Origin of the sequence: Curtobacterium pomorum, assembly GCF_044497295.1 — a bacterium.
In the GTDB taxonomy this organism is placed as follows: domain Bacteria; phylum Actinomycetota; class Actinomycetes; order Actinomycetales; family Microbacteriaceae; genus Curtobacterium.
Genome location: NZ_CP172409.1, coordinates 2,013,133 through 2,033,503, shown reverse-complemented (window position 1 = coordinate 2,033,503; position 20,371 = coordinate 2,013,133). Strand labels below are relative to the sequence as shown.

The following is a 20,371-nucleotide window of genomic DNA, read 5'->3' as shown; positions in this document are numbered from 1 at the left end:
GTTGTCAACGTCTACACTGGCGTCATGAGTGCGCAAGCTCGTCCGTACCACCACGGCTCACTGCGGCAGGAGCTCGTGCGGGAGGGCCGTGCGCTCCTGGTCGAGGAGGGGCAGCAGGCGGTGACCGTGCGGGAGCTCGCGCGCCGCGTCGGCGTCAGTCACGGCGCACCCCTACGACACTTCCGCGACCGGGAGGCCGTCCTCGACGCGATCGCCGCGGACGGCTTCGACGAACTCCGTGGCCACCTGGAGGCCGCGCGCGGCCCCGGGGACCTCGGGCCCCGTCTCACCGAGTACGTCCGAGCGCACGTCCGCTTCGCCCAGGAGAACGGCCCTCTCGTCCAACTGATGTTCACGTCGACCGACGACGGCCCGGAACCCGAGCGCGACCACGGGTCGTGGTCCTCGGCGGAACGGTTCTTCGCCCTGGGTGCGGAACTGCTCGGCGAGCGCGACCCGGCATCGATGGGTCCGGTCCCGTTCCTGCTCGCAGCGACCACCGAGGGCATCAGCGCACTGGCGGCGGCCGGGCGGATCCCGCCGGAGCGTGTGGACGAGGTCGTCGTCGCGGCGGTGCGGATGCTCCTCCCACAGATCGAGCAGCAGCTCGGCCGGCCCTCCGACGTCTCGACGAGCCAGTCCGGCCCCTGATCGACGCGTGGCGGCCGCGGTCAGCGAGTCGCCGGGATTCAGTCCGGACGTCGTGACGAGCGCGGTGTCGGAGTCGTCGTCGCCGAGAAGGCGGCGGGGAACCGTGTTGCCGGCCCCCCGCCGCGCGCGGACGGTCAGACGCGGCCGAGCATCGCTTCGTTGAGGATGGTGCCGCCGAGCATCCAGCCACCGTCGGCGACCTCGTCGAGGATGACGAGCGTCGTGGGTCGGGCTCGCTCGCCGTAGACGTCGACGATGGCATCGGTGACGGCGTCCTGCAGCTTCTTCTTGGACTCGGGGGTCAGGGTGTCAGCAGGGACCTTGATGTTGGCGAAGGGCATGGTGTTCCTCTCAGTGGGGGTCCGGACGTTCCGGGGGTCAGGGTGCGGCGTTCGGGGACAGGAGGTCCTCGATGCCGACGCGGCGGTAGAACTCGGCTCGGATGCGGTCCGCGACGGCCGAGACGACCTCGCTGCCGTCGTGCGAGGGATCGATGTGGACGCGGTACGGACGACCACCGCCGGGCAGGTCCACGACCCGTACGATCTCGTCGGCAACGTCCTGCACGTCGGCGCCCGTCGGCACGGTCTCGGCGAGGCGGCCGGTCAGGTCCCGCCGGAGCGCTCCGTACTCCTCGTCGTGTGCAGCGACGCGGTCGGCGTCCGCCGGCACCGCGGCGTTGGTGAAGTGGTTCGTGCCCGAGGTGAAGGCGCCCGGGACCACGATGGTGGTGTCGATGCCGAAGCGGACGAGTTCTGCGGCATAGCTCTCGGCCAGGGCGTCCAACCCGGCCTTCGCCGCGAAGTACGGCGCCAGGAACGGCGGGTGCCCGCCGCGGGTCGACGAACTGCCCACCCAGACGACCAGTCCGGACCGGCGGTCACGCATGTGGGGCAGGACGGCACGGGCGACGCGCTGGGCGCCGACGACGTTGACGTCGTACAGCGCCGCGAACTGCTCCGGCGTGAACGCCTCGGCCGGGCCGTAGGCCATGTGTCCGGCGTTCTGCACGAGGACGTCGATGCGCCCGTGTGCACGGACGACGGTATCGACCGCGTCCTCGACGGACTGCAGCGACTGGACGTCGAGCTCGACGGCGCCGAGCTGCAGCGCCTCACGGTCAGCGAGGTCCTCGAGCGCCCGGCGAGCGGTCGCGTTCCGACCGTCAACGGCACGCATCCCCGCGACGACGACGTTGCCTGCCCGTGCGAGCGACTCCGCCGTCAGACGACCGAAGCCGCTCGAGGCTCCGGTGACGAGGACGACCCGCGGCGTGGGCATCAGACCATCCCCCCGTTGGCGCGGATGGTCTGCCCGTTGACCCAGTGTCCGTCCGGTCCGACCAGGAACGCCACGACGCCGGCGATGTCCTCCGGGGCGCCGAGGCGCTCGAGGGGCGGTACCTTCGCCAGCGTGTCGATCTGCTCTTCCGTCTTCCCGTCGAGGAACAACTCGGTCGCCGTCGGCCCCGGAGCGACCACGTTCGCCGTGACGTCACGGCCACGGAGCTCCTTCGCCAGGATCAGCGTCATGCCCTCTGCCGCGCTCTTGCTCGCGACGTAGGCGCCGTAGGTGGGGAACTGCGTCCCGACCACCGAGGTCGACATGCCGACGAACGCGCCACCGGAGCGGAGGCGACGAGCCGCCTGCTGCGCGACGACGAAGGTGCCGCGGATGTTCGTCCGGTGCAGCGCGTCGAGGACCTCCAGGTCCTGGTCGGCGATCGTCGACAGTGCGAGGCGCCCGGCGGAGTGCACGACGACGTCGACGCCACCGTGGTCGGCCTCGACCTGGTCGAACATGGCGGCCACGGCGTGCTCGTCGGCGACGTCTGCCTGCACGGCGACCGCGCGTCCGCCGGCTGCTGTGATCTCCTCGACGGTGGCCGCGGCAGCTGCCGTCCCGCTCGCGTGGTTCACGAACACGGTGAAGCCGTCCGCTGCCAGACGGGAAGAGACCGCGCGGCCGATCCCGCGCGAGCCGCCCGTGACGATGGCAACGCGTGCAGAAGTGTGAGCCATGGGGTGTCCTTTCATTGATACGCGCTCGTCGTTTCGGCGCTACGCCAGAACGTAGCATGACTACGATCGGTGCTACAAGCTGCGCTACGATCACGGCATGGCTCGTTCTGACGAAACACTTCGCAACGCGCTGCTCAGCGCGGCGGAGGAGCAGCTGGTCGCGTCGCCGGACGGGGACATCGCCACCCGAGCGGTCTGCGAAGCAGTCGGTGTGACACAGCCCGTCCTCTACCGGATCTTCGGCGACAAGCGTGGTCTCCTGGACGCCCTCGCCGAGACGGGTCTGCAGCGGTACACGCAGCGGAAGGCCGAACTCGAGGCGTCGGATGACCCGTCGGTGGACCTGCGCCGCGGCTGGGACGACCACCTCGCCTTCGCCCGCGAACACGCCGCGCTCTACCGGCTGATGTTCGCTCCGCGACCGTGGGCGAACAGCGCTGCCCGCGACGGACTGACCGTCCTGCTCGAGAGGACACTGACGCGCTGTGCCGCCGCCGGCCTGCTCCGCGTCGACGTACCCGTCGCGGCGACGATGTTGCTCGCTGCCAACGTCGGACTCGCCCTCGACCGGATGAGCACACCCGCGCGGCACGAATCCGGCATCGCTGCCGACGCGCTCCGCGACGCAGTCCTGAGCGCGGTCCTGGTGGTACCGCCCGGCCCGGATCACGACGACCTCGACGCAGCACCCCTCCGGCAGCTCCGCGCGCAGCTCGACGCCGGCGGCTCGAGCGCGCTGCTGCCCGAGGAAGCCGCACTCATGCGAGTGTGGCTTGACCGACTCGATCCGCGGAACGATCGCGGCCACGGAGGATCCCGATGATCTCCACCTTCCTCGTCGAGCACGCGCCCCTGGTCCGCGTCGCCTTCTGGGTCGGCGTCACCGTCGCCGCGGGCCTGGCCTGGGCGCTCCACCGCCTGCGGCTCCGTGGTGTGATGCTCGGCCTGTCCGGGTTGTCGTTCATCGCGGTGCTCGTGCTCACGCTGCTGCCCGACGGCGCTCGGCCTGACGGCGTCGCGTGCACCGTGCAGTTCTCCGTGCCGTTCCAGGGCCTCGACACGCTCGCCAACGTCGCGATGCTGCTACCGCTCGCACTCTTCCTCGGCACGGCGACGAACCGACCGCTCTCCGTCCTCGCCGGCGCGGTCGCCCTCTCCGCTGTCATCGAGGTCGTCCAGGCGCTCGCCCCGGTGCTCGGCCGGCGCTGCGACACGAACGACTGGTTCATGAACAGCGTCGGAGCGGTGCTGGGGGCGGCGATGGCGCTCGCCATCTGCGCGATCGACCGACGGCGACGGGCTGCCTCCGTCTCCGCTTGAGTCGTCGCCGGCGTCGGCCGCCTCGGCGCCGACGCGGGCGTCGGCTTCGACGAGGTACCGCCCGGCGGTCCGCCGCGTCAGGTCGCTCGGTGCGGTTCGGTTGCCTCACGACGGTCGAGTTCGGCGAGCATCGCGGCGGTGTTCCGCAGCACCTGCGGTGTCTGCACGAGGGTGATGACCAGGAACACGAGGAACATCGCCGCCGCGAACCAGAAGACCGGACGCCCGGTGACGGCGAGGGACACCTCGAGCGCCATCAGCACCACGAACACGACGGGCCCGAACCACCGCTGCCGGCGGTACTGCTGCTGGTAGTGCGTGAGCGCCTGACGCCACTGCGCCGTGTCCGCATCAGCGGGCAGTTCGCCGCGCCGCACCGCTCGACCGAGTGCACGATCACGCGCGGCCGGGCCGACACTGCGACGTTGCCGACCGATCCAGAGCCCGAAGAGCACGCCGAACACCGCGCCCGTGACCACACTCGCGGCGACTCGGATCCCGACGGGGACGTCGGCGGGCATGGTGACGAACGTCGACAGGTACCAGAACCCGCCGAACGCGACTGCGAGGACGATCATCACGGCCCACAGCGGCCACCCACGCATCGAATCCACCTCGCCATCGTGCCAGCCGAGCGCCGCGGTCGTCCGGAACGACGAAAGCCCCGGCGGGACCTGATGGTCCTGCCGGGGCTTTCTCGTGGTGGGCGATACTGGGATCGAACCAGTGACCTCTTCCGTGTCAGGGAAGCGCGCTACCGCTGCGCCAATCGCCCAGATTCCCTGTCTGAACCGGGGTTCGTACAGGATCTGGAGGGTGTTGCTGGAGGTGGGGACGGGATTCGAACCCGCGTGGACGGCTTTGCAGGCCGCTGCCTAGCCTCTCGGCCACCCCACCATCGAGGTTCACGTCTCCGTGAGTACCCGAACGGTGGGATACCCTCTGGTGAGTCGCAGGGCTTCGAGAAGCCCCACACTCGAGCGGATGACGAGATTCGAACTCGCGACCCTCACCTTGGCAAGGTGATGCGCTACCACTGCGCCACATCCGCACTTGTCTTTCCGCTGTCGCGGCGACGACGTAAACTCTATACGAACCCGGGCGCTTCCACCAAAATCCTTCCTGTTCACCGGGCGTGTCCCCCGAGTTCATGCGGATCCGGCCGGTTCGAGCCCCCTCGTCAGCAGCGCGCCACACCCGGGGAGCACGTCGTGTTCGGAGCACCGCGAGACATCCGCTACTATCGACTCGCACGAACAGTGCAGGGGGCGATTGGCGCAGTTGGTAGCGCGCTTCGTTCACACCGAAGAGGTCATCAGTTCGAGTCTGGTATCGCCCACCCTTGAGACAGAGCCCGACGCAGCAGCGTCGGGCTCTTGTCATCTCACCGGCCCGCAGCACGCGGGACGCACCATCAGCACGATCGGACGAAGGGGCGCATGACCGACGTCGACCTCGAGTTCGCCCGGGTCCGAGCGGTCCTCGACCGTCCGACCCTGCGGCTCATGTCCCGCCCGACGAGCGCGACGGTCCTCGCCGTGTTCCGCACGGTCTTCGACCGCGACGTCCAGTACGTCCCCGCCGACCGCATGCACCTGCAGGTCGAGGAGCACGTCGCCCGCCTGCAGGCCTCGGGCGCGCGCGTGCCCGCGAGCGACCAACACGAGCAGGCCGAGCAGGACCCCCGACCGAACGGCCGTGCCCTCTGTCGTGAGTGGGTGGCGGCCCAGTGGCTCGTGCGCTCCAACTCCCCGGACGGCGACGAGCAGTACTCCCTGACGAGCCACGCGCTCGAGGCCCTGAGCCTCGTCGACGCCCTGTCCGCCGACCGTGCCCTGATCAGCGAGAGCCGCCTGGCGATGATCGTGGACGCCGTGCACCGCTGGGCCGCACGCGCCGAGCCCGATCCCGACGTGCAGATCCGCCGCATCGACGCCCAGATCGCCGAGCTGCAGGCCGAGCGCGAACGCCTCGAGCACGGCGACGACGTCGTCACCGTCGAGGACGACCGGATGCGTGACGGCTACACGAACATCTCCGACCTCATCCGGCAGCTCCCGAGCGACTTCAAGCGCGTGGAAGAGGCCGTCGCGACCATGCACCGCTCGATCGTCGAGGACTTCCGGCAAGAGGTCCGTCCGATCGGCGAGATCCTCGACGACTACCTCGCACGCACCGACAACCTGATGCAGGCCACACCGGAGGGCCGCGCGTTCGAGGGCGCCTTCGAGCTCCTGCGCGACGACGCGCTGCTGCTCCGCCTGCGGGACGACATCGCGACGATCCTGTCCCATCCCTTCGCCGAGGGCCTCGGCGCCGGTGAGCGTCGCGCGTTCCGCAACACGGTGACGATCCTCCGCCAGGGCATCGAGGACGTCCTCGCCCAGCGCCGCCAGCTCACGGCCACGCTCCGCGACCAGATCGTCGCCCACGACGTGGTCCGCGACCGCGAGCTCGACGCCGTCATCCGTTCGATCAACCGCGGGCTCGCCACCCTGATGGACAAGGGCGGGGCGCGCGACCGCATCCCGCTCCCGCTGCTGCCGGCATCAGCCGAGGTCGGCACCCTGCGCGAACGCTTCTACGACCCGGACGCCGAGTCGGTGCCGCCGCCCATCGAGGAACCCGACGACGACGTCTTCGAGGACCTCGACGTCGAGATGCTCCGCAAGCACGGCGGTCCGCTCCTGACCGAGCTGCGCGCCGCACTCCGGTTCGCCGAGGCCGACTCGAGCGTCGACGCGTTCCACGGGCTGCCGCCCGAGCAGCGTCGACCGGTCGAGTTGTTCGGCCTCGCCCACCTGCTGACGGGGCGCGACGACTTCGAGTCCGCCGCGCACCTCGCCGAACACCGCACGGTGCGCCCGGACGGCAGCCCGGTGACCTTCCACATGCCCACCGCGGCGCTCGCTGCGGAGCGCACGCCGGCCGGCGAACCCCACGACGACACACAGAACGCACAGGAGGCACGGTGAGCGACACGACGCCGACACCGGTCGACGAGACGGTCCCCTACGACGACCCCGCAACGGTCCTGCAGGACGACGAACGCGACGAGTCCAGCTTCGCCCTCTTCGAGGGCGACGAGGGTCGGCTCGACGAGCACCAGCGCCGCGCCCTGGTGGCGCTGCTCCGCCACTCGTACGTCAGCTCCCGCACCCACCCCGACGAGTGGCGCGCGGTGCTCGACGGCGAGTACCAACTGCGGTCGCGCCTGAACGACCTGTTCCTCGAGCTGCACGTCGACCGCGACCGCGAGGTCGCCTGGAAGCGCCAGGCCCGCTCGGAGAGCCAGCGCCGTCCGTTCCCCACGCTGCTGCGCGACCTGCCGTACACCCGCGAGGAGACGATCGTCCTCGTCTACCTGCGGATGCGGCTGCGAGCCGATGCCCGGCCGGGGCCGGACCAAGTCGTCGTCGACCGCTCCGAGATCCTCGGGCACGTCGCCGGGTTCCGACCGGCCACCGCGACCGACCGCACCCGCGACGAGGGCCGTGTGGCGAAGGCCGTCGAGCGTCTCGTCACGGCGCGCATCCTGATCCGCACGTCCGACCCGGACCGCTTCCGGGTGGCGAGCGTCGTCGAGGTGCTGCTCCCCCTGGAGCGCCTGCTGGAACTGGACACCTGGTTGCGGACCACCACCGCGCAGGAAGTGGCGACCACCCCGGGCGGCGAGCCGAACGACGGAGCCGACCCGGGCCTCCCGACTGACGACACCGACACCGACGACGAAGGCGAGACGGAAGCGTGACCGACACGTTCGAGATCCCGGCGCTCTTCGACACGGTCGCGCAGTGGCGCGCCGAGTCGATGCAGGTCGTCAACTGGGGCGGGTTCCACGGTCACCGCCAGGTCGAGCTGTCCGGCACCGCGACGCTCATCTCCGGCGCGTCCGGCACCGGCAAGTCCACGCTCATGGACGCGTACCTGGCCGTGATGATGCCGTCCGACGTGCCGTTCAACGGCGCTTCGAACGACGCCACGACCGGGCGTGCCCGCAGCGCCGACCAGCGGAACCTGCTCACGTACCTGCGCGGCAAGGTCGACACCCGCCGCGACCCCGAGTCCGGCGCCCTGCGCGACGTGAACCTGCGCGGCGACGACCAGACCACCTGGGGTGCGGCCGCGGTCACGTTCCGGAACGACGACGAGCGCCGCTTCACGGTGTTGCGGGCCTACATCGTGCCGAAGCGCGCGCGGGGCGTCGGCGACATCCAGATGACCATGGCCACGGTCGACGACGCCTTCGACCTGCGTCGCCTCGAGGAGTTCGTGCCGACGCGGTTCCACCACCTCGAACTGACCGGTCGTGTTCCCGGCCTCGTCATCCGCGACACCTACCAGGAGCTCGCGTACACGCTGCAGACCCGGCTCGGCATCGGCGACTCCGGTGGCGGCAACCGGGCGATGCGCCTGCTCGCGCGCATCCAGGCCGGGCAGCACCTGCCGACGGTCGACGCGCTGTACAAGTCGCTCGTGCTCGAGACCCCCGGCACCTACGAGGCGGCCGACCGTGCCCTCGCGCACTTCTCCGCGCTCGACGAGGCGTACGAGGCGATGGACACCGAGGAGCGCAAGGTCCGCATCCTCTCCCCCATCACCGACCTGCACGACGAGATCGAACGCTCGAAGGCCGCGGCCGAGGCGCTGGACGGCATCGCCACCGGTGCCGAGGTCTCCCCGTTCGCGCACTGGACGGCCTCGCGGAAGCGCGATCTGCTCGACGCCGAGGTCTCGCGGAACGCACGGGAGCGCACGGCATCGCGCGCCGAGGTCGCCGCTGCCGAGGCCCGGCACGCCGCCGTGGAGATCGAGCTGCGCGACGCCGAGGCGCGGCTGCGCGACCAGGGCGGCAACGCGCTCGCCCAGCTCGAGGACCGCATCGACCGCCGCACGCGGGAACGCGACGCCGTCGTCCGCACTCGGGCGACGTTCGACGAGCGCACAGCGGTGCTCGGCACGTCCGTCGCGACCGAGGCCGACTTCACTGCCGCGCAGCGCAGCTCGCACGAGTTCCTCGGTTCCTACGCTGCTTCGCGCTCGTCGTTGGACGACCGCCGTGACGCCCTGACGCGCGAGGAGTACCCGCTCCTCGACCGGGAGCGCTCGCTGCGCCAGGAGCGGCAGTCGCTCGAACACCGCCAGGGCGCGATGCCGCTGCCGATGCACGAGGCCCGGCTCGCGATGGCCCGGGCGGCCGGCATCGACCCCGCAGACCTGCCCTTCGTCGCGGAACTGCTCGACGTGCAGCCCGGCGAGGAGCGCTGGCGCACGGCGATCGAGTCCGTGCTGGCTCCCGTCGCCCGCACCCTGCTGGTCGACCAGGACCGGCTGGGCGCGTTCAGCGAGGCGATCGACGCACTCCGCCTGCCGGTCCGCGTGCAGTTCGAGGGTGTGCCGACCGGTCCGCACCTGGACCTCGACGGCGACCCCGCGATGGTGTCCGGCAAGCTCGCGATCAAGCACTCGCCGTTCAGCACCTGGGTGCGCGAGCGGATCGAGTCCGAGCGCACCGACGCCCGCTGCGTGATCGACGCCTCCGAGCTCGGCGGCGGTGGCCGGCGCGTCACCGAGTCCGGCCAGCTCCGCGACGGCCGTCGTGGTGCGCACGGCGACCGGCGCCAGGCCAACGTCATCGGCTTCACGAACGAGGCCCGCGTCGCCGCAGTCGAGCAGGAGCTCGCGTCGATCGCGCAGGACCTCGCCACGCTCGAGGCCCGTCGCACCGACGTCGCACAGGACCTCACCGCGCTCGACGTCCTGCGCGCCGCCCACCAGCACGTCGTCGACGTCACATGGGACGCCATCGACGTCGAGGGGGTCGAGACCTCGTTGGCCCGACTCGACGAGGAACGCCAGGCGCTGCTCGCCGCCGACGACGGCCTGCGGACGCTGCGCGCCTCGGTCGCCCGCCTGCGGAAGTCGCTCGACGAGACCGCCGACCGACGCTCCGCCGCACGACTCTCCGTCCAGCGGCTCGAGGAGCGGCACGCCGTGCTCGTCGACGGCCAGGACGCGGCCGCCGAGATCCTGTCGCGCTTCGACGACACCCCCGAGTCGTTGCCCGACGACGAGCAGTCGCGACTGCTCGCCGAGACGTTCGCCGAGGTCGGAGCCCCGGACGGCGTGGACGGCTTCGACGACGCCACCCGACGGCTCCGACGCCGCCTGGAGGAACGGCTGTCGCAGGCGCTCGACGGTGCCGCAGCGGCCTCGACGTCGCTGACGCTCACGTTCCAGCGGTACCAGGACGCCTGGCCGGACCCGAACCTCGGCACCGGCGTCGCGTCCTACCCGGACTACCACGCCATCCTCGACCAGATCGTCGCGACCGGACTGCACGCCCGCCGCACCGAGTGGCGTCGGCGGCTGTCGCAGTGGAGCGGCGAGGACCTCGTCCCGCTCGCGGGCGCCTTCGACCGTGCCGTCGTCGAGATCGAGGAGCGTCTCGAGCCGGTCAACGAGATCCTGCGGGACCTGCCGTTCGGCGCGAACCGCGACCGCCTGAAGATCCAGATCCGCCGGGTGACGCGCGAGGACGTCACCGCGTTCCGCCGCGAGCTCCGCGCCCTGTCCGCCTCGGTCGACTCCGAGCTGACCGACGACGTGCTCGAGACCCGGTTCCGCCGGCTCCGGCGCTTCATGGCCGTCATCCGCCCCGACCCCGACGCCGCCCGTGGACGCACCACGCAGCGCGACGCCGTGCTCGACGTCCGACGGCACATGGAGATCACGGCCGTGCGCTACGACACGTCGGGCGTCGACCTCGGGGTGTACTCGTCGCTCGGCGACAAGTCCGGTGGTGAGACGCAGGAGCTCGTGGCGTTCATCGTCGGTGCGGCGCTCCGGTACCAGCTCGGCGACGAGACCCGTCCCCGTCCCCGGTTCGCCCCGGTGTTCCTCGACGAGGCGTTCATCAAGGCGGACTCGGAGTTCGCCGGCCGAGCGGTCACCGCGTGGCTCCGGCTCGGGTTCCAGCTGGTGGTGAGTGCGCCCCTCGACAAGGTCACGGCGCTCGAACCGTCGATGGAACGGCTGCTCTCGATGCGCAAGCACCCCGAGACCGGCCACTCGTCCATCACCGAGATCGCCCGGGTCCCCGCCGACGCCTGACCCGCGGCGCGGGTGTCGTCCCCGAGGTTCCAAAATCTCGGAACCTCGGGCGCCCCAACGGGCCTCCGTGGAACCCGGACGGAACGCACGCGGCATGTCGTGGAACCTCGGCGATGCCCCGGCGTCCCCGACGTCCCCGACGGGTCCGACTCGTCAGGTTCCGAGATCTCGGAACCTCGGGCGCCCCAACGGGCACCTGTGGAACCCGGACGGAACGCGCGCGGCATGTCGTGGAACCTCGGCGATGCCCCGGCGGCGTGTCGCAGAACCTCCGCGTCCGACTCGTCAGGTTCCGAGATCTCGGAACTTCGGGCGCCCCAACGGGTATCGCCAGCAGCACGGAGCTGGCTGATCGGCGAGCACGCTACGGTGATGGCGTGTTCGGACGACGCTCCCCCAAGCCCCGCCCCGACGACGCCCCCGGCCTCGGCATCGGCGCGCTCGTGCAGGTCATCGACTCCGCGCAGGGCGGCGAGCGGTGGGCCGACGAGCCGATCGGCGTCATCGTGGCTCCCGGCGGCAACCAGATCGTCGGGTACCCCGGTGTCGGCGAACCGTTGTCGTGGACGGTCGCGTTCGAGGAGCCCGTGTACACGAAGGACGGCCGCGGCCCCTTCGAGCGCGCGACCGTCCTGAGTCGTCAGTTGGTGCCGATCACGACCGGCAGCGGCGAGTAGCCCAGCGGGCTCAGTACTCCTCGGAGCCGCTCTTCATCATGGCGGCGACCGCCATGCAGCAGCCCACACCACCGAGGACGCCGATGCCGATGATGATGCCGGCGATGAGTTCGAGCATGGGGTGACTCCTTGGTTGCTTCGGCCGTGTGGCTTCCCTCAGGTTAGCGGATGCGCGACGGATCAGCGGATACCGCGCATGAGCTTCAGGACCGGCTTCGCCAGGACGAGCAGGACCACACCGACCGCCACGGCGACGAGACCGAGGATCGTGAAGTAGGGGGCCTCGTCCGCCGGGTCGTAGTAGCGCGACAGCACCCCGGTGACGGCGGTGCCGAGCGACACCGACAGGAAGAAGAGCGCGACCATCTGCGTCTGGAACTTCGGCGGCGCGAGCTTCGTGGCGACGGACTGCCCGACGGGTGACAACAGCAGCTCGGCCAGCGTGAAGACCAGCAGGATCGCGACCAGGGCGAGCAGGGGTGTGCCGTTCTGGCCCGAGTTCACGAAGGGCAGGAACAGCAGGAACGCGACACCCATGATCCCGGTGCCGAGGGCGAACTTCGTCGGCGTGGACGGCTGGCGGTCGCCGAGCTTGGTCCAGAGCGCCGCGAAGACGCCGGACAACACGATGATGAAGACCGGGTTGATCGACTGCACCCACGACACCGGCATCTCCCACCCGAACAGCGAGCGGTCCAGTCGCTCGTCGGAGTAGACGGTGACGACGGTGAACTGCTGCTGGTAGAGCGACCAGAACACCGCGCTGCCGATGAAGAGCGGGATGAACGCGAACACCCGCGAGCGCTCCTGCGCGGTGATGCCGCTCGTCAGGATGACGACGAAGTAGCCGATCGTGGCGAGGATCACGATCGCGACGACCACGGTGGGAAGGTTGCCGACGTTCAGCAGCCCGGTGAGCACGGCGACCACGACCACACCGAGGGCGACGACGACGCCGACACCGATCAGCGGCAGGCGACGGCGGTCGACCGGGTTCGTGACGCGGCGGACGGTGTCGGGCAGGTTCTTCCGCCGGATCGCGTACTGCACCAGCCCCGCGGCCATGCCGACGGCGGCGAGCCCGAAGCCGTAGTGGAAGCCGAGCGAGCTCTGCAGCAGGCCGGTCAGGAGCGGTCCGAAGAACGCTCCGAGGTTCACGCCCAGGTAGTACAGCGAGAAGCCGGCGTCACGACGGGGGTCGTCGCGGCTGTAGAGCCCACCGACGATCGTCGTGGCGGTCGCCTTGAGCCCGCCGGACCCGAGCGCGATGAGCACGAGGCCGACGCCGACGCCCGCGACCCCGGGGATGAGCGCCAGGGCGATGTGCCCGAGCATGACGACGACCGCGCTGCCGAACAGCGTGCGGTCGGCGCCGAGCAGCCGGTCCGCGATCCACGCGCCGATGATCGTGAACAGGTAGACGGCGCCGCCGTAGGCGCCCATGATCCCGCTCGCGACACCCTTGTCGATCCCGAGGCCGCCCTGCGTGACGGTGTAGTACATGTAGATGAGGACGATGCCCTGCATCCCGTAGAACGAGAACCGCTCCCAGAGCTCCACCGCGAACGGTGTCGACAGCTCGAACGGCTGTCCGAAGAAGGTGCGCTTGGGCTTGGGATCGTGTCCCGTGGTGGAGCCTGACATGTCGGCCAGTCTGCCCCGCGGGCCGGTGGCACGCCCAATCGTCGATGGGTGCTCAACAAATCCGGCGGCCGGGGCGCTTGGAGGGTTCCCACCAACGCGGCCGGTCCGCGTGGACCAGGGTTGTACGCCCCGCACCGCGTTCCGCCGACTGTCGGGCGCGGTGTCTAGCGTGGGGAAGGCAACACCGGACACCGCAGTTCAGGAGGACTCCGACCATGGTCGACACCGCATCCGCGCAGCACACCGGCACCCCGAAGACGAAGCAGGACGCCGGCGCGCGCACGAGCACGAACACCAGCCCGGGCACGAGCACGAGCACGAACACCGACGTCCGCATCGACGTCGACATGGTCGAGACCCTCCTGCTCGGCCGCTGGGCCGAGGACCGCCGCATCTCACGCCGCCTCGTGCTCGACCCCGCACTGCACAAGACCGAGGGCCTCAACACCATCGAACACCGCGCCCGCGCGTTCGAGCAGCTGCAGATCCTGGTGGACGCCGGTGCGATCCAGCGCCCGTACCCGCGCGAGCTCGGCGGTCAGGCCAACCACGGCGGCAACCTGGCGGCGTTCGAAGAGATCACCACCGCCGACCCGTCGCTGCAGATCAAGGCCGGCGTGCAGTGGGGCCTGTTCGGCTCCGCGGTGCACCACCTCGGCACCGCGCGGAACCACGAGGAGTTCCTGCCCGGCATCATCGGGTTCGACGTGCCCGGCTGCTTCGCGATGACCGAGACCGGCCACGGTTCGGACGTGCAGAACATCGCCACGTCGGCCACATACGACCCGGCGACGCAGGAGTTCGTCGTCCACACACCGTTCCGTGGGGCGTGGAAGGACTACATCGGCAACGCAGCCCTGCACGGCAAGGCGGCCGTCGTCTTCGCGAAGCTCGTCACCCAGGGCGTCGACCACGGCGTCCACGCCTTCTACGTGCCGCTCCGCGACGACGACGGCGCGTTCCTGCCCGGCGTCGGCGGCGAGGACGACGGCGTCAAGGGCGGTCTGAACGGCATCGACAACGGCCGGCTGCACTTCAACCACGTCCGGATCCCCCGCACGAACCTGCTGAACCGCTACGGCGACGTCGCCGAGGACGGCACCTACAGCTCGCCGATCGGCTCCCCCGGTCGCCGCTTCTTCACGATGCTCGGCACTCTGGTGCAGGGCCGCGTGTCGCTCGACGGCGCCGCGGTCGTCGCGCAGAAGATCGGGCTGCAGATCGCCCTGACGTACGCGATGCAACGCCGGCAATTCCCGACCGCAGGCGGTGTCGAGGGCGTCCTGCTCGACTACGGGCGGCACCAGCGCCGGCTCATCCCCCGCCTGGCGACGGTGTTCGCGCAGTCCTTCGCGCACGAGCAGCTGCTCCGCACCTTCGACGACGTGTTCAGCGGGCGTGCCGACACCCCGGAGCGCCGCGAGGACCTGGAGACCCAGGCCGCCGCGTTCAAGTCGCTGTCGACGTGGTCCGCCCTCGACACCCTGCAGGAGTGCCGCGAGGCCTGCGGCGGCGCGGGCTTCCTCGCCGAGAACCGCCTGACGAGCCTGCGTGCCGACCTCGACGTCTACGTCACGTTCGAGGGCGACAACACCGTCCTGCTGCAGCTCGTCGGCAAGCGGCTGCTCACCGACTTCCGGAAGCGGGCGCCGCGCGATGCCGCATCGACCGCGAAGTTCGTCGCCGCCCAGGTCGGCGTGAAGCTCGCGGACGCCTCCGGGATCCGCCGCCTCGGGCAGACGGTCGCCGACCGCGGGTCACTCGCGGCGAGCGTCACCGACCTGCACGACCCCGCCACCCAGCGGGCGCTGCTCGCCGGCCGCGTGGACACCATGGTCACCGAGATCGGGCTCCGGCTGAACACCGCCGGCAAGGACCGTGCCCGTCAGGCCGTGCTCCTGAACCGGTCGCAGCACGAGCTCATCGAGGCCGCGCGCGCCCACGCCGAGCTCATGCAGTGGGATGCCTTCACCGAGGCGCTCGCCGCGGTCCCCGAGGGCGACACACGCCGGGTGCTCGTGTGGCTGCGCGACCTGTTCGCGCTCGGACTGCTCGAGCAGCACCTCGACTGGCACCTGGTGCACGGCCGCCTGAGCGCACAGCGCGCCCGTGCGGTCTCGGCGTCGATCGACCGGCTCGTCGCGCGGCTCCGTCCGGTCGTCCCGCAGCTCCTCGAGACCTTCGGCTACGAGCCCGGCCACGTGCGGGCACCGATCGCGCTCGGCGAGGAGCAGGCGCGCCAGGACGAGGCCCGTGCGTGGTTCGCCGCCGAGGCGGCAGCCGGACGGCTCCCCGAACAGGAGAAGAAGCCCCGCGCGTAGCCGCCCGTCGTTCCGTCCGGTCCGCGCCCCGCCAGCGTCGTCGCGCCCCGAAGAGTCGGGGCGCGACGCCCACCACGGGGCGCGACGCCCGCCACGGGGCGCGCGGCCCGCCACGGGGCGCGACGCGCACCACGGCGCGCGACGGCCCGGACTACGCCCGGTCGGCCCCGCCGCGGTCGCCGAGCGCCGCACGCAACCGCGCCTCGGCGTCGTCTCCGGAGGCACCGGACGCCCCGGCAGCCGCGGCGGCCTCGGCGTTCGCCTCGGCGACCGCGCGCACGACCTCTTCGCGCTGGATCTTCACCCCGCGTGGTGCGTCGATGCCGATCCGCACGCCGTCCCCCCGGGCGTCGAGGACCGTGATGACGATGTCGTCACCGACGAGGATCCGCTCGCCGACCTTCCGCGTGAGTACCAGCACCCGCTCAGCCTAGCGACAGGACGGGGACCCCCAGCAGGTCGACGGACTCCGGCGTGGCGGTCTCCCCGGCGCCGATCGCGACGACGCCGGCCACCGGCAACCGTGCGGCCACCGCGGAGACCATTGCCGCCGAGTCCTCCGGCTTCCGGCCGACGTCGACGACGACCCAGACCTGGTCCGCCTCGATCCGGTCGCCCGTGGCGCGGTCGTCCCAGGCCGCCACGGCGAGCACGGCGTGGCCGTCGCGCACGCCGTCGGCACGGGCGAGGATCGCGGACCGCCGGTCGGCGGCGTCGGTCGGGCGCAGTGCGTGCCGGACGGCGAACAGGCCGGCGGCGGCATCGACGTCGTTCGGTCGACCGACCAGCAACACCAGGTCGCCGTCGGCGGACCGCACTGCCGGAACAGCGGACCGCGCTGCCGGAACAGCAGACCGGACTGCCGGAACAGCAGACCGCGCGGCAGGGGCCGTGGGCCGGGCCACGCGCACGGCGGGTGTGGCGTCGGGGACGGTGGCCGGGCCTCCTGGCAGGGTGTCGGCAACGGCCTGGAGGCGCGGGTCGACGTCCGCAGACCCGTCCGGCTCCGGCAGGACGCGCGTCGGGCGCGGGGCGCTCCCCGTGATCCCGTCCGCCACGAAACCGTCGAGCACCGACGCGAACGCGTCGGCGCGCGTGGTCGCGGTGCCGTCACCACCCGCGATGCGGGCCTCGGCCTCCTCGGCGTCGGCGAGCAGCGCCGCGATCCCGATCCGCTGGACGGGCGAGTCGGCGATGACCACGCGTGCGGTCGGGGTCTCCCCTGATTCCGGCACCTCGACGGTGGCCTCGACGTGCGCCTTGCGGAACAGCCCGCCGATGCCCGGCGTGGTGACCCGCTCCGCGGCGACGATCCGTGCGCCCGCGCCGAACTCGGTCCGGACGGCGTCGCGGACCTCGTCGAGCGTGGCGCCGCTACGCTGCAATCGGGTCGGCGGCACGGACCACTCCCACGGTCTCGATGGTGGAACCCGCGGCGGTGGCCTCCTGGTACGACAGCACCGGGAGCCCGTTCGACTGCGCGGCGACCATGCGGTGCACGGCCGGTCGGAGCTGCGGGGCGCAGACCAGGACGGCGGACAGGCCCTGGTCCTCGACGCTGCGCACGGCGTCGCGGACGGACCCGAGGACCTGCTCGATGCGGTGGGCGTCGAGGACGATCTGGCTGCCCTGCTCGGACGGCCGCAGGCCCTCGAGCATCGACTGCTCGAGCAGCGGGTCGATCATGATGACGCGGAGCGTGCCCTGGTCGGTGTAGCGGGCGGCGAGGGCGGGACCGAGCGCGGCGCGTGCGGCCTCGACGAGCCCCTCGGGTTCGGTGGACGCCTTGGCCCGCAGCGTGAGGGCTTCGCAGATCCGGCCGAGGTCGTTGATCGGCACCCGCTCGGCGAGCAGACCCTGCAGCACGCGCTGGAGTTCGGCCATCGAGAGCATGCCCGGCACAAGCTCCTCGACCGCGGCGGGGTTGACCTGCTTGACGCCCTCGGTCAGGACCTTGACGTCCTCGCGGGTGAGCAGGCGGGCGGCGTTGTCGCCGATGACGGCCTGCAGGTGCGTCACGAGGACGGACACGCGGTCGATCACGGTGGCGCCGGTCATCTCGGCGGCGTGCCGGAGTTCGGCGGGCACCCACTTGCCGGTCAGACCGAACACCGGCTCGACCGTCGAGGCGCCCGGCAGTCCGTCCAGGTGGTCGCCGAGCGCGAGCACGCTGCGGGCCGGGGCGGTGCCGCGGCCTGCCTCGACGCCGGCGATCCGGATGGCGTAGGTGGACGGTGGCAGGTCGATGCTGTCGCGGGTGCGGACCGGTGGCACGACGATGCCCATGTCGACGGCGATCTTCCGGCGGAGCGCACGGACGCGGCCGAGCAGGTCGTCGGAGGCGCCGGACACCATGTCGACCAGGTCGGGCGCGAGGAGGATCTCGAGGGCGTGCACGCGCATCTGCTCGATGAGGTCCTCGGGGGTGTCGCCGGTGGGCGCTGCGGCCTCGAGGGCCTGCTGCTCGGCGGCGGCCGACTCTGCGTTCGCGGCGTTCCGGCCGATCCGCCAGGCCGTGAACAGCAGTGTCGCGCCGACGAGCAGGAACGGCAGGATCGGCATGCCGGGGATGAACCCCATCGCGATGGCGGCGACACCGGCGATCATCAGCGCGTTGCGTGACTGCGACAGCTGCGTCGCGGCCGAGGCGCCCATCTCGGACTCCGCGCCGGAGCGGGTGACGATCATGCCGGTGGACACCGCCATCAGCAGCGCCGGGATCTGCGTGACGAGGCCGTCGCCGATGGTCAGGATGCCGTACTTCGACAGGGCGTCGGTGGCGGAGAGCCCGTTCTGCAGCATGCCGATCGCGATGCCGCCGACCAGGTTGATGATGATGATGAGGATGCCGGCGATCGCGTCGCCCTTGACGAACTTCGAGGCGCCGTCCATCGCGCCGTAGAAGTCGGCCTCGGCGGAGACCGCGGCCCGGCGGTCCTTCGCCTGCTGGTCGGTGATGAGCCCGGCGTTCAGGTCGGCGTCGATCGCCATCTGCTTGCCGGGCATGGCGTCGAGGGTGAACCGTGCCCCGACCTCGGCGACGCGCTCGGCGCCCTTCGTGACGACGACGAACTGGATGACGATGAGGATCAGGAAGATCACCGCGCCGATGATGATCGACCCGGACACGGCGACGTGGCCGAACGCCTGGATGACGTCGCCGGCGAAGCCCTCGCCGAGCACGAGGCGGGTGGACGCGACGTTCAGGCCGAGGCGGAACAGCGTCGCGACGAGCAGCAGCGACGGGAACACCGAGAAGTCGAGCGGCTTCTTCACGAACAGCGTCGTGAGCAGGATCACCAGCGCCAGCAGGATGTTGCAGATGATCAGGAAGTCGAGCAGGAACGACGGCACCGGCAGGATCAGCAGCAGGATGATGCCGACGATGAACACCGGGACGACGAGCTTCGGCAGGTCCTTGCGGTTCATGCGGGGAGTCCTTCGGTCTGGTTCGCTGCGGTGCGCGGTGGGCGGAGCCTGCGGGGGCGGAGGTCGCCGGTGAGCGTCGCCGGGTCGATGACGCTCGCGACCTCGTCGGGCGTGGTCGGCCGCGGTGGTGCGTGGGTGCCGGCCGCTGCACCGCGGGCCTTGAGCGCCATCACGAACGACAGCACCCGGGCCACCGGCGTGTACAGGTCGACGGGGATCTCGTGCCCGAGCTCGCACGCGGCGTGCAGCGCACGGGTGAGCGGGACGTCGCGGACGATCGGCACGCGTTCCTCCTCGGCACGGGCGCGGATGACGTCGGCGACCGGGCCGGCGCCCTTCGCGACCACCCGCGGTGCGGCCTTGCCCGGCTCGTACTTGAGCGCGACGGCGTAGTGGGTCGGGTTCGTCATGACGACGTCCGCGGTGCCCACGGACGCGATCATCCGGTTGCGGCTCATCGCGAGCTGACGGGAGCGGCGCTGGCCCTTGACGAGCGGGTCACCGTCGCTCTTCTTGTGCTCGTCCTTGACCTCGCGCTTGGTCATCATGGTGCGCTTGCGGTTGCGGCGGATGACGACGAGCACGTCGATCGCCGCGAGGACGAGCCCGGCGGCGATCGCGGCGCGGAGCAGGGTGCCGGCGCCGTCCGCTGCCGCCTCGAGCACGGCGGACAACGGCAGCGAGCCGCTCGTCATGAGCACGGGCATCAGGCCCTGCACGGCGAACCAGAGCACGAGCCCGACGACGGCGGTCTTCAGCAGGGCCTTCGCCCCGTTCCAGAGCGCCTGGACGCCGAACACGCGCTTCAGGCCCGCGATGGGGTCGAAGTGCGACGCCTCCGGTGCGAGCTTCCGGATGTGCACCCCGCCCTGCGCGACGGCGGCCGCGGTGACCGCGACGAGGACCACCGCGAGCATCGGTCCGAGGGTCGCGCCGACGCTCGCCATCGCCTCGCCGAACACGTGGTTCATGGTGCCGATGGTCGGGTTCGCGATGACGGACTGCACGGCGACGAGCTGCGCGGTGCCTGCGGCTGCCGCGTTGCCGATCATCGACGGCACCATGAGCGCGACGACGGCGATGCCGATCCACGCACCGAGGTCCTGGGACCGGCCGAGCTGACCCTTCCGGTGGACCTCCTGCATGCGCTTCTGGGTGGCCTTCTCGGACTTCTCACCACTGTCGGACACGGCGC

At 71.3% G+C, this 20,371-nt stretch carries 17 protein-coding genes and 4 tRNA genes; 9 read left to right on the top strand and 12 right to left on the bottom strand.

Annotated elements, in window-relative coordinates; genetic code table 11:
* Positions 1-24: 24 nt before the first annotated feature.
* Positions 25-651, top strand: a complete 627-nt coding sequence (locus ACGH48_RS09780; protein WP_396288332.1) for a TetR/AcrR family transcriptional regulator — start codon at positions 25-27, stop codon at positions 649-651.
* Positions 652-785: 134 nt separating this feature from the next.
* Here the strand turns inward: ACGH48_RS09780 and ACGH48_RS09775 are convergent, their stop codons facing one another.
* From ACGH48_RS09775 to ACGH48_RS09765, 3 genes are read right to left on the bottom strand one after another with little or no spacing between them, the layout of a single operon-like run.
* Positions 786-992 carry a tautomerase family protein gene (locus tag ACGH48_RS09775; RefSeq protein WP_066656327.1) on the bottom strand — a complete coding sequence of 69 codons (207 nt, stop codon included), beginning with the start codon at positions 990-992 and terminating at the stop codon, positions 786-788.
* 37 nt (positions 993-1,029) lie between these two features.
* Positions 1,030-1,932: an SDR family oxidoreductase gene (locus ACGH48_RS09770; protein WP_340196122.1), complete on the bottom strand. Its 903-nt coding sequence runs from the start codon at positions 1,930-1,932 to the stop codon at positions 1,030-1,032.
* Positions 1,932-2,672 (bottom strand): SDR family oxidoreductase, encoded by a 741-nt coding sequence (locus ACGH48_RS09765; RefSeq protein WP_340196123.1) that lies wholly within the window; start codon positions 2,670-2,672, stop codon positions 1,932-1,934. Before ACGH48_RS09765 ends, ACGH48_RS09770 begins: the two co-directional genes overlap by 1 nt.
* A 97-nt stretch (positions 2,673-2,769) precedes the next feature.
* Here ACGH48_RS09765 and ACGH48_RS09760 point away from each other — a divergent pair, with 97 nt between their 5' ends.
* Together ACGH48_RS09760 and ACGH48_RS09755 are read left to right on the top strand one after the other, a co-directional pair.
* Positions 2,770-3,495: a TetR/AcrR family transcriptional regulator gene (locus ACGH48_RS09760; RefSeq protein ID WP_396288329.1), complete on the top strand. Its 726-nt coding sequence runs from the start codon at positions 2,770-2,772 to the stop codon at positions 3,493-3,495.
* A complete protein-coding gene (locus ACGH48_RS09755; protein WP_396288327.1) occupies positions 3,492-3,992 on the top strand; it encodes a VanZ family protein in 501 nt (166 codons plus the stop codon). The genes ACGH48_RS09760 and ACGH48_RS09755 overlap by 4 nt, the downstream gene beginning before the upstream one ends.
* A 77-nt stretch (positions 3,993-4,069) precedes the next feature.
* Here the strand turns inward: ACGH48_RS09755 and ACGH48_RS09750 are convergent, their stop codons facing one another.
* The 4 genes from ACGH48_RS09750 to ACGH48_RS09735 all read right to left on the bottom strand — a co-directional run bounded on the left by ACGH48_RS09750 (position 4,070) and on the right by ACGH48_RS09735 (position 5,043).
* Positions 4,070-4,606: a hypothetical protein gene (locus tag ACGH48_RS09750; protein WP_396288325.1), complete on the bottom strand. Its 537-nt coding sequence runs from the start codon at positions 4,604-4,606 to the stop codon at positions 4,070-4,072.
* Positions 4,607-4,692: 86 nt separating this feature from the next.
* Positions 4,693-4,767 (bottom strand) — tRNA-Val (locus tag ACGH48_RS09745).
* 48 nt (positions 4,768-4,815) lie between these two features.
* A tRNA-Cys gene (locus ACGH48_RS09740) sits at positions 4,816-4,889 on the bottom strand.
* 82 nt (positions 4,890-4,971) lie between these two features.
* Positions 4,972-5,043 (bottom strand) — tRNA-Gly (locus tag ACGH48_RS09735).
* A gap of 215 nt (positions 5,044-5,258) precedes the next feature.
* Here ACGH48_RS09735 and ACGH48_RS09730 point away from each other — a divergent pair.
* The 5 genes from ACGH48_RS09730 (at position 5,259) to ACGH48_RS09710 (ending at position 11,782) form a co-directional block, all read left to right on the top strand.
* Positions 5,259-5,331 (top strand) — tRNA-Val (locus ACGH48_RS09730).
* A 100-nt stretch (positions 5,332-5,431) separates the two neighbouring features.
* Entirely contained in the window at positions 5,432-6,967 is a 1,536-nt protein-coding gene (locus ACGH48_RS09725; RefSeq protein ID WP_396288323.1) for a DUF3375 family protein, read from the top strand.
* Positions 6,964-7,743, top strand: a complete 780-nt coding sequence (locus ACGH48_RS09720; RefSeq protein ID WP_396288321.1) for a DUF4194 domain-containing protein — start codon at positions 6,964-6,966, stop codon at positions 7,741-7,743. Before ACGH48_RS09725 ends, ACGH48_RS09720 begins: the two co-directional genes overlap by 4 nt.
* Positions 7,740-11,105: an ATP-binding protein gene (locus ACGH48_RS09715; RefSeq protein ID WP_396288319.1), complete on the top strand. Its 3,366-nt coding sequence runs from the start codon at positions 7,740-7,742 to the stop codon at positions 11,103-11,105. Before ACGH48_RS09720 ends, ACGH48_RS09715 begins: the two co-directional genes overlap by 4 nt.
* 377 nt (positions 11,106-11,482) lie before the next feature.
* Positions 11,483-11,782, top strand: a complete 300-nt coding sequence (locus tag ACGH48_RS09710; protein WP_123312681.1) for a hypothetical protein — start codon at positions 11,483-11,485, stop codon at positions 11,780-11,782.
* A 180-nt stretch (positions 11,783-11,962) separates the two neighbouring features.
* On the opposite strand, the gene ACGH48_RS09705 is transcribed toward ACGH48_RS09710, so the two are convergent.
* Positions 11,963-13,426 (bottom strand): peptide MFS transporter, encoded by a 1,464-nt coding sequence (locus tag ACGH48_RS09705; RefSeq protein WP_396288317.1) that lies wholly within the window; start codon positions 13,424-13,426, stop codon positions 11,963-11,965.
* A 215-nt stretch (positions 13,427-13,641) separates the two neighbouring features.
* Between ACGH48_RS09705 and ACGH48_RS09700 the strand changes: the two genes are divergently transcribed.
* Complete coding sequence (locus tag ACGH48_RS09700) at positions 13,642-15,747, top strand: acyl-CoA dehydrogenase (protein WP_396288315.1); 2,106 nt, start codon at positions 13,642-13,644, stop codon at positions 15,745-15,747.
* Positions 15,748-15,898: 151 nt separating this feature from the next.
* On the opposite strand, the gene csrA is transcribed toward ACGH48_RS09700, so the two are convergent.
* Genes csrA through ACGH48_RS09680 form a run of 4 tightly spaced genes read right to left on the bottom strand, consistent with a single transcriptional unit; the run spans position 15,899 to position 20,366 of the window.
* Positions 15,899-16,168 (bottom strand): carbon storage regulator CsrA, encoded by a 270-nt coding sequence (gene csrA / locus ACGH48_RS09695; protein WP_222661101.1) that lies wholly within the window; start codon positions 16,166-16,168, stop codon positions 15,899-15,901.
* 4 nt (positions 16,169-16,172) lie between these two features.
* Positions 16,173-17,147 carry a hypothetical protein gene (locus tag ACGH48_RS09690; protein WP_396288313.1) on the bottom strand — a complete coding sequence of 325 codons (975 nt, stop codon included), beginning with the start codon at positions 17,145-17,147 and terminating at the stop codon, positions 16,173-16,175.
* Entirely contained in the window at positions 17,122-19,176 is a 2,055-nt protein-coding gene (locus ACGH48_RS09685) for a flagellar biosynthesis protein FlhA (protein WP_396288311.1), read from the bottom strand. Before ACGH48_RS09685 ends, ACGH48_RS09690 begins: the two co-directional genes overlap by 26 nt.
* The gene (locus tag ACGH48_RS09680) at positions 19,173-20,366 is read right to left on the bottom strand and encodes a flagellar biosynthesis protein FlhB (protein ID WP_396288309.1); all 1,194 of its coding nucleotides are present in this window, start codon (positions 20,364-20,366) and stop codon (positions 19,173-19,175) included. The genes ACGH48_RS09685 and ACGH48_RS09680 overlap by 4 nt, the downstream gene beginning before the upstream one ends.
* Positions 20,367-20,371 lie beyond the last annotated feature (5 nt).

Excerpts from the sequence above, each read along its gene's own strand:
- ACGH48_RS09725 (WP_396288323.1), top strand. The coding sequence starts at position 5,432 with ATGACCGACGTCGACCTCGAGTTCGCCCGGGTCCGAGCGGTCCTCGAC.
- ACGH48_RS09765 (WP_340196123.1), bottom strand. The coding sequence starts at position 2,672 with ATGGCTCACACTTCTGCACGCGTTGCCATCGTCACGGGCGGCTCGCGC.
- ACGH48_RS09775 (WP_066656327.1), bottom strand. The coding sequence starts at position 992 with ATGCCCTTCGCCAACATCAAGGTCCCTGCTGACACCCTGACCCCCGAG.
- ACGH48_RS09780 (WP_396288332.1), top strand. The coding sequence starts at position 25 with ATGAGTGCGCAAGCTCGTCCGTACCACCACGGCTCACTGCGGCAGGAG.
- ACGH48_RS09705 (WP_396288317.1), bottom strand. The coding sequence starts at position 13,426 with ATGTCAGGCTCCACCACGGGACACGATCCCAAGCCCAAGCGCACCTTC.
- ACGH48_RS09685 (WP_396288311.1), bottom strand. The coding sequence starts at position 19,176 with ATGAACCGCAAGGACCTGCCGAAGCTCGTCGTCCCGGTGTTCATCGTC.
- ACGH48_RS09755 (WP_396288327.1), top strand. The coding sequence starts at position 3,492 with ATGATCTCCACCTTCCTCGTCGAGCACGCGCCCCTGGTCCGCGTCGCC.
- ACGH48_RS09700 (WP_396288315.1), top strand. The coding sequence starts at position 13,642 with ATGGTCGACACCGCATCCGCGCAGCACACCGGCACCCCGAAGACGAAG.
- ACGH48_RS09770 (WP_340196122.1), bottom strand. The coding sequence starts at position 1,932 with ATGCCCACGCCGCGGGTCGTCCTCGTCACCGGAGCCTCGAGCGGCTTC.
- ACGH48_RS09760 (WP_396288329.1), top strand. The coding sequence starts at position 2,770 with ATGGCTCGTTCTGACGAAACACTTCGCAACGCGCTGCTCAGCGCGGCG.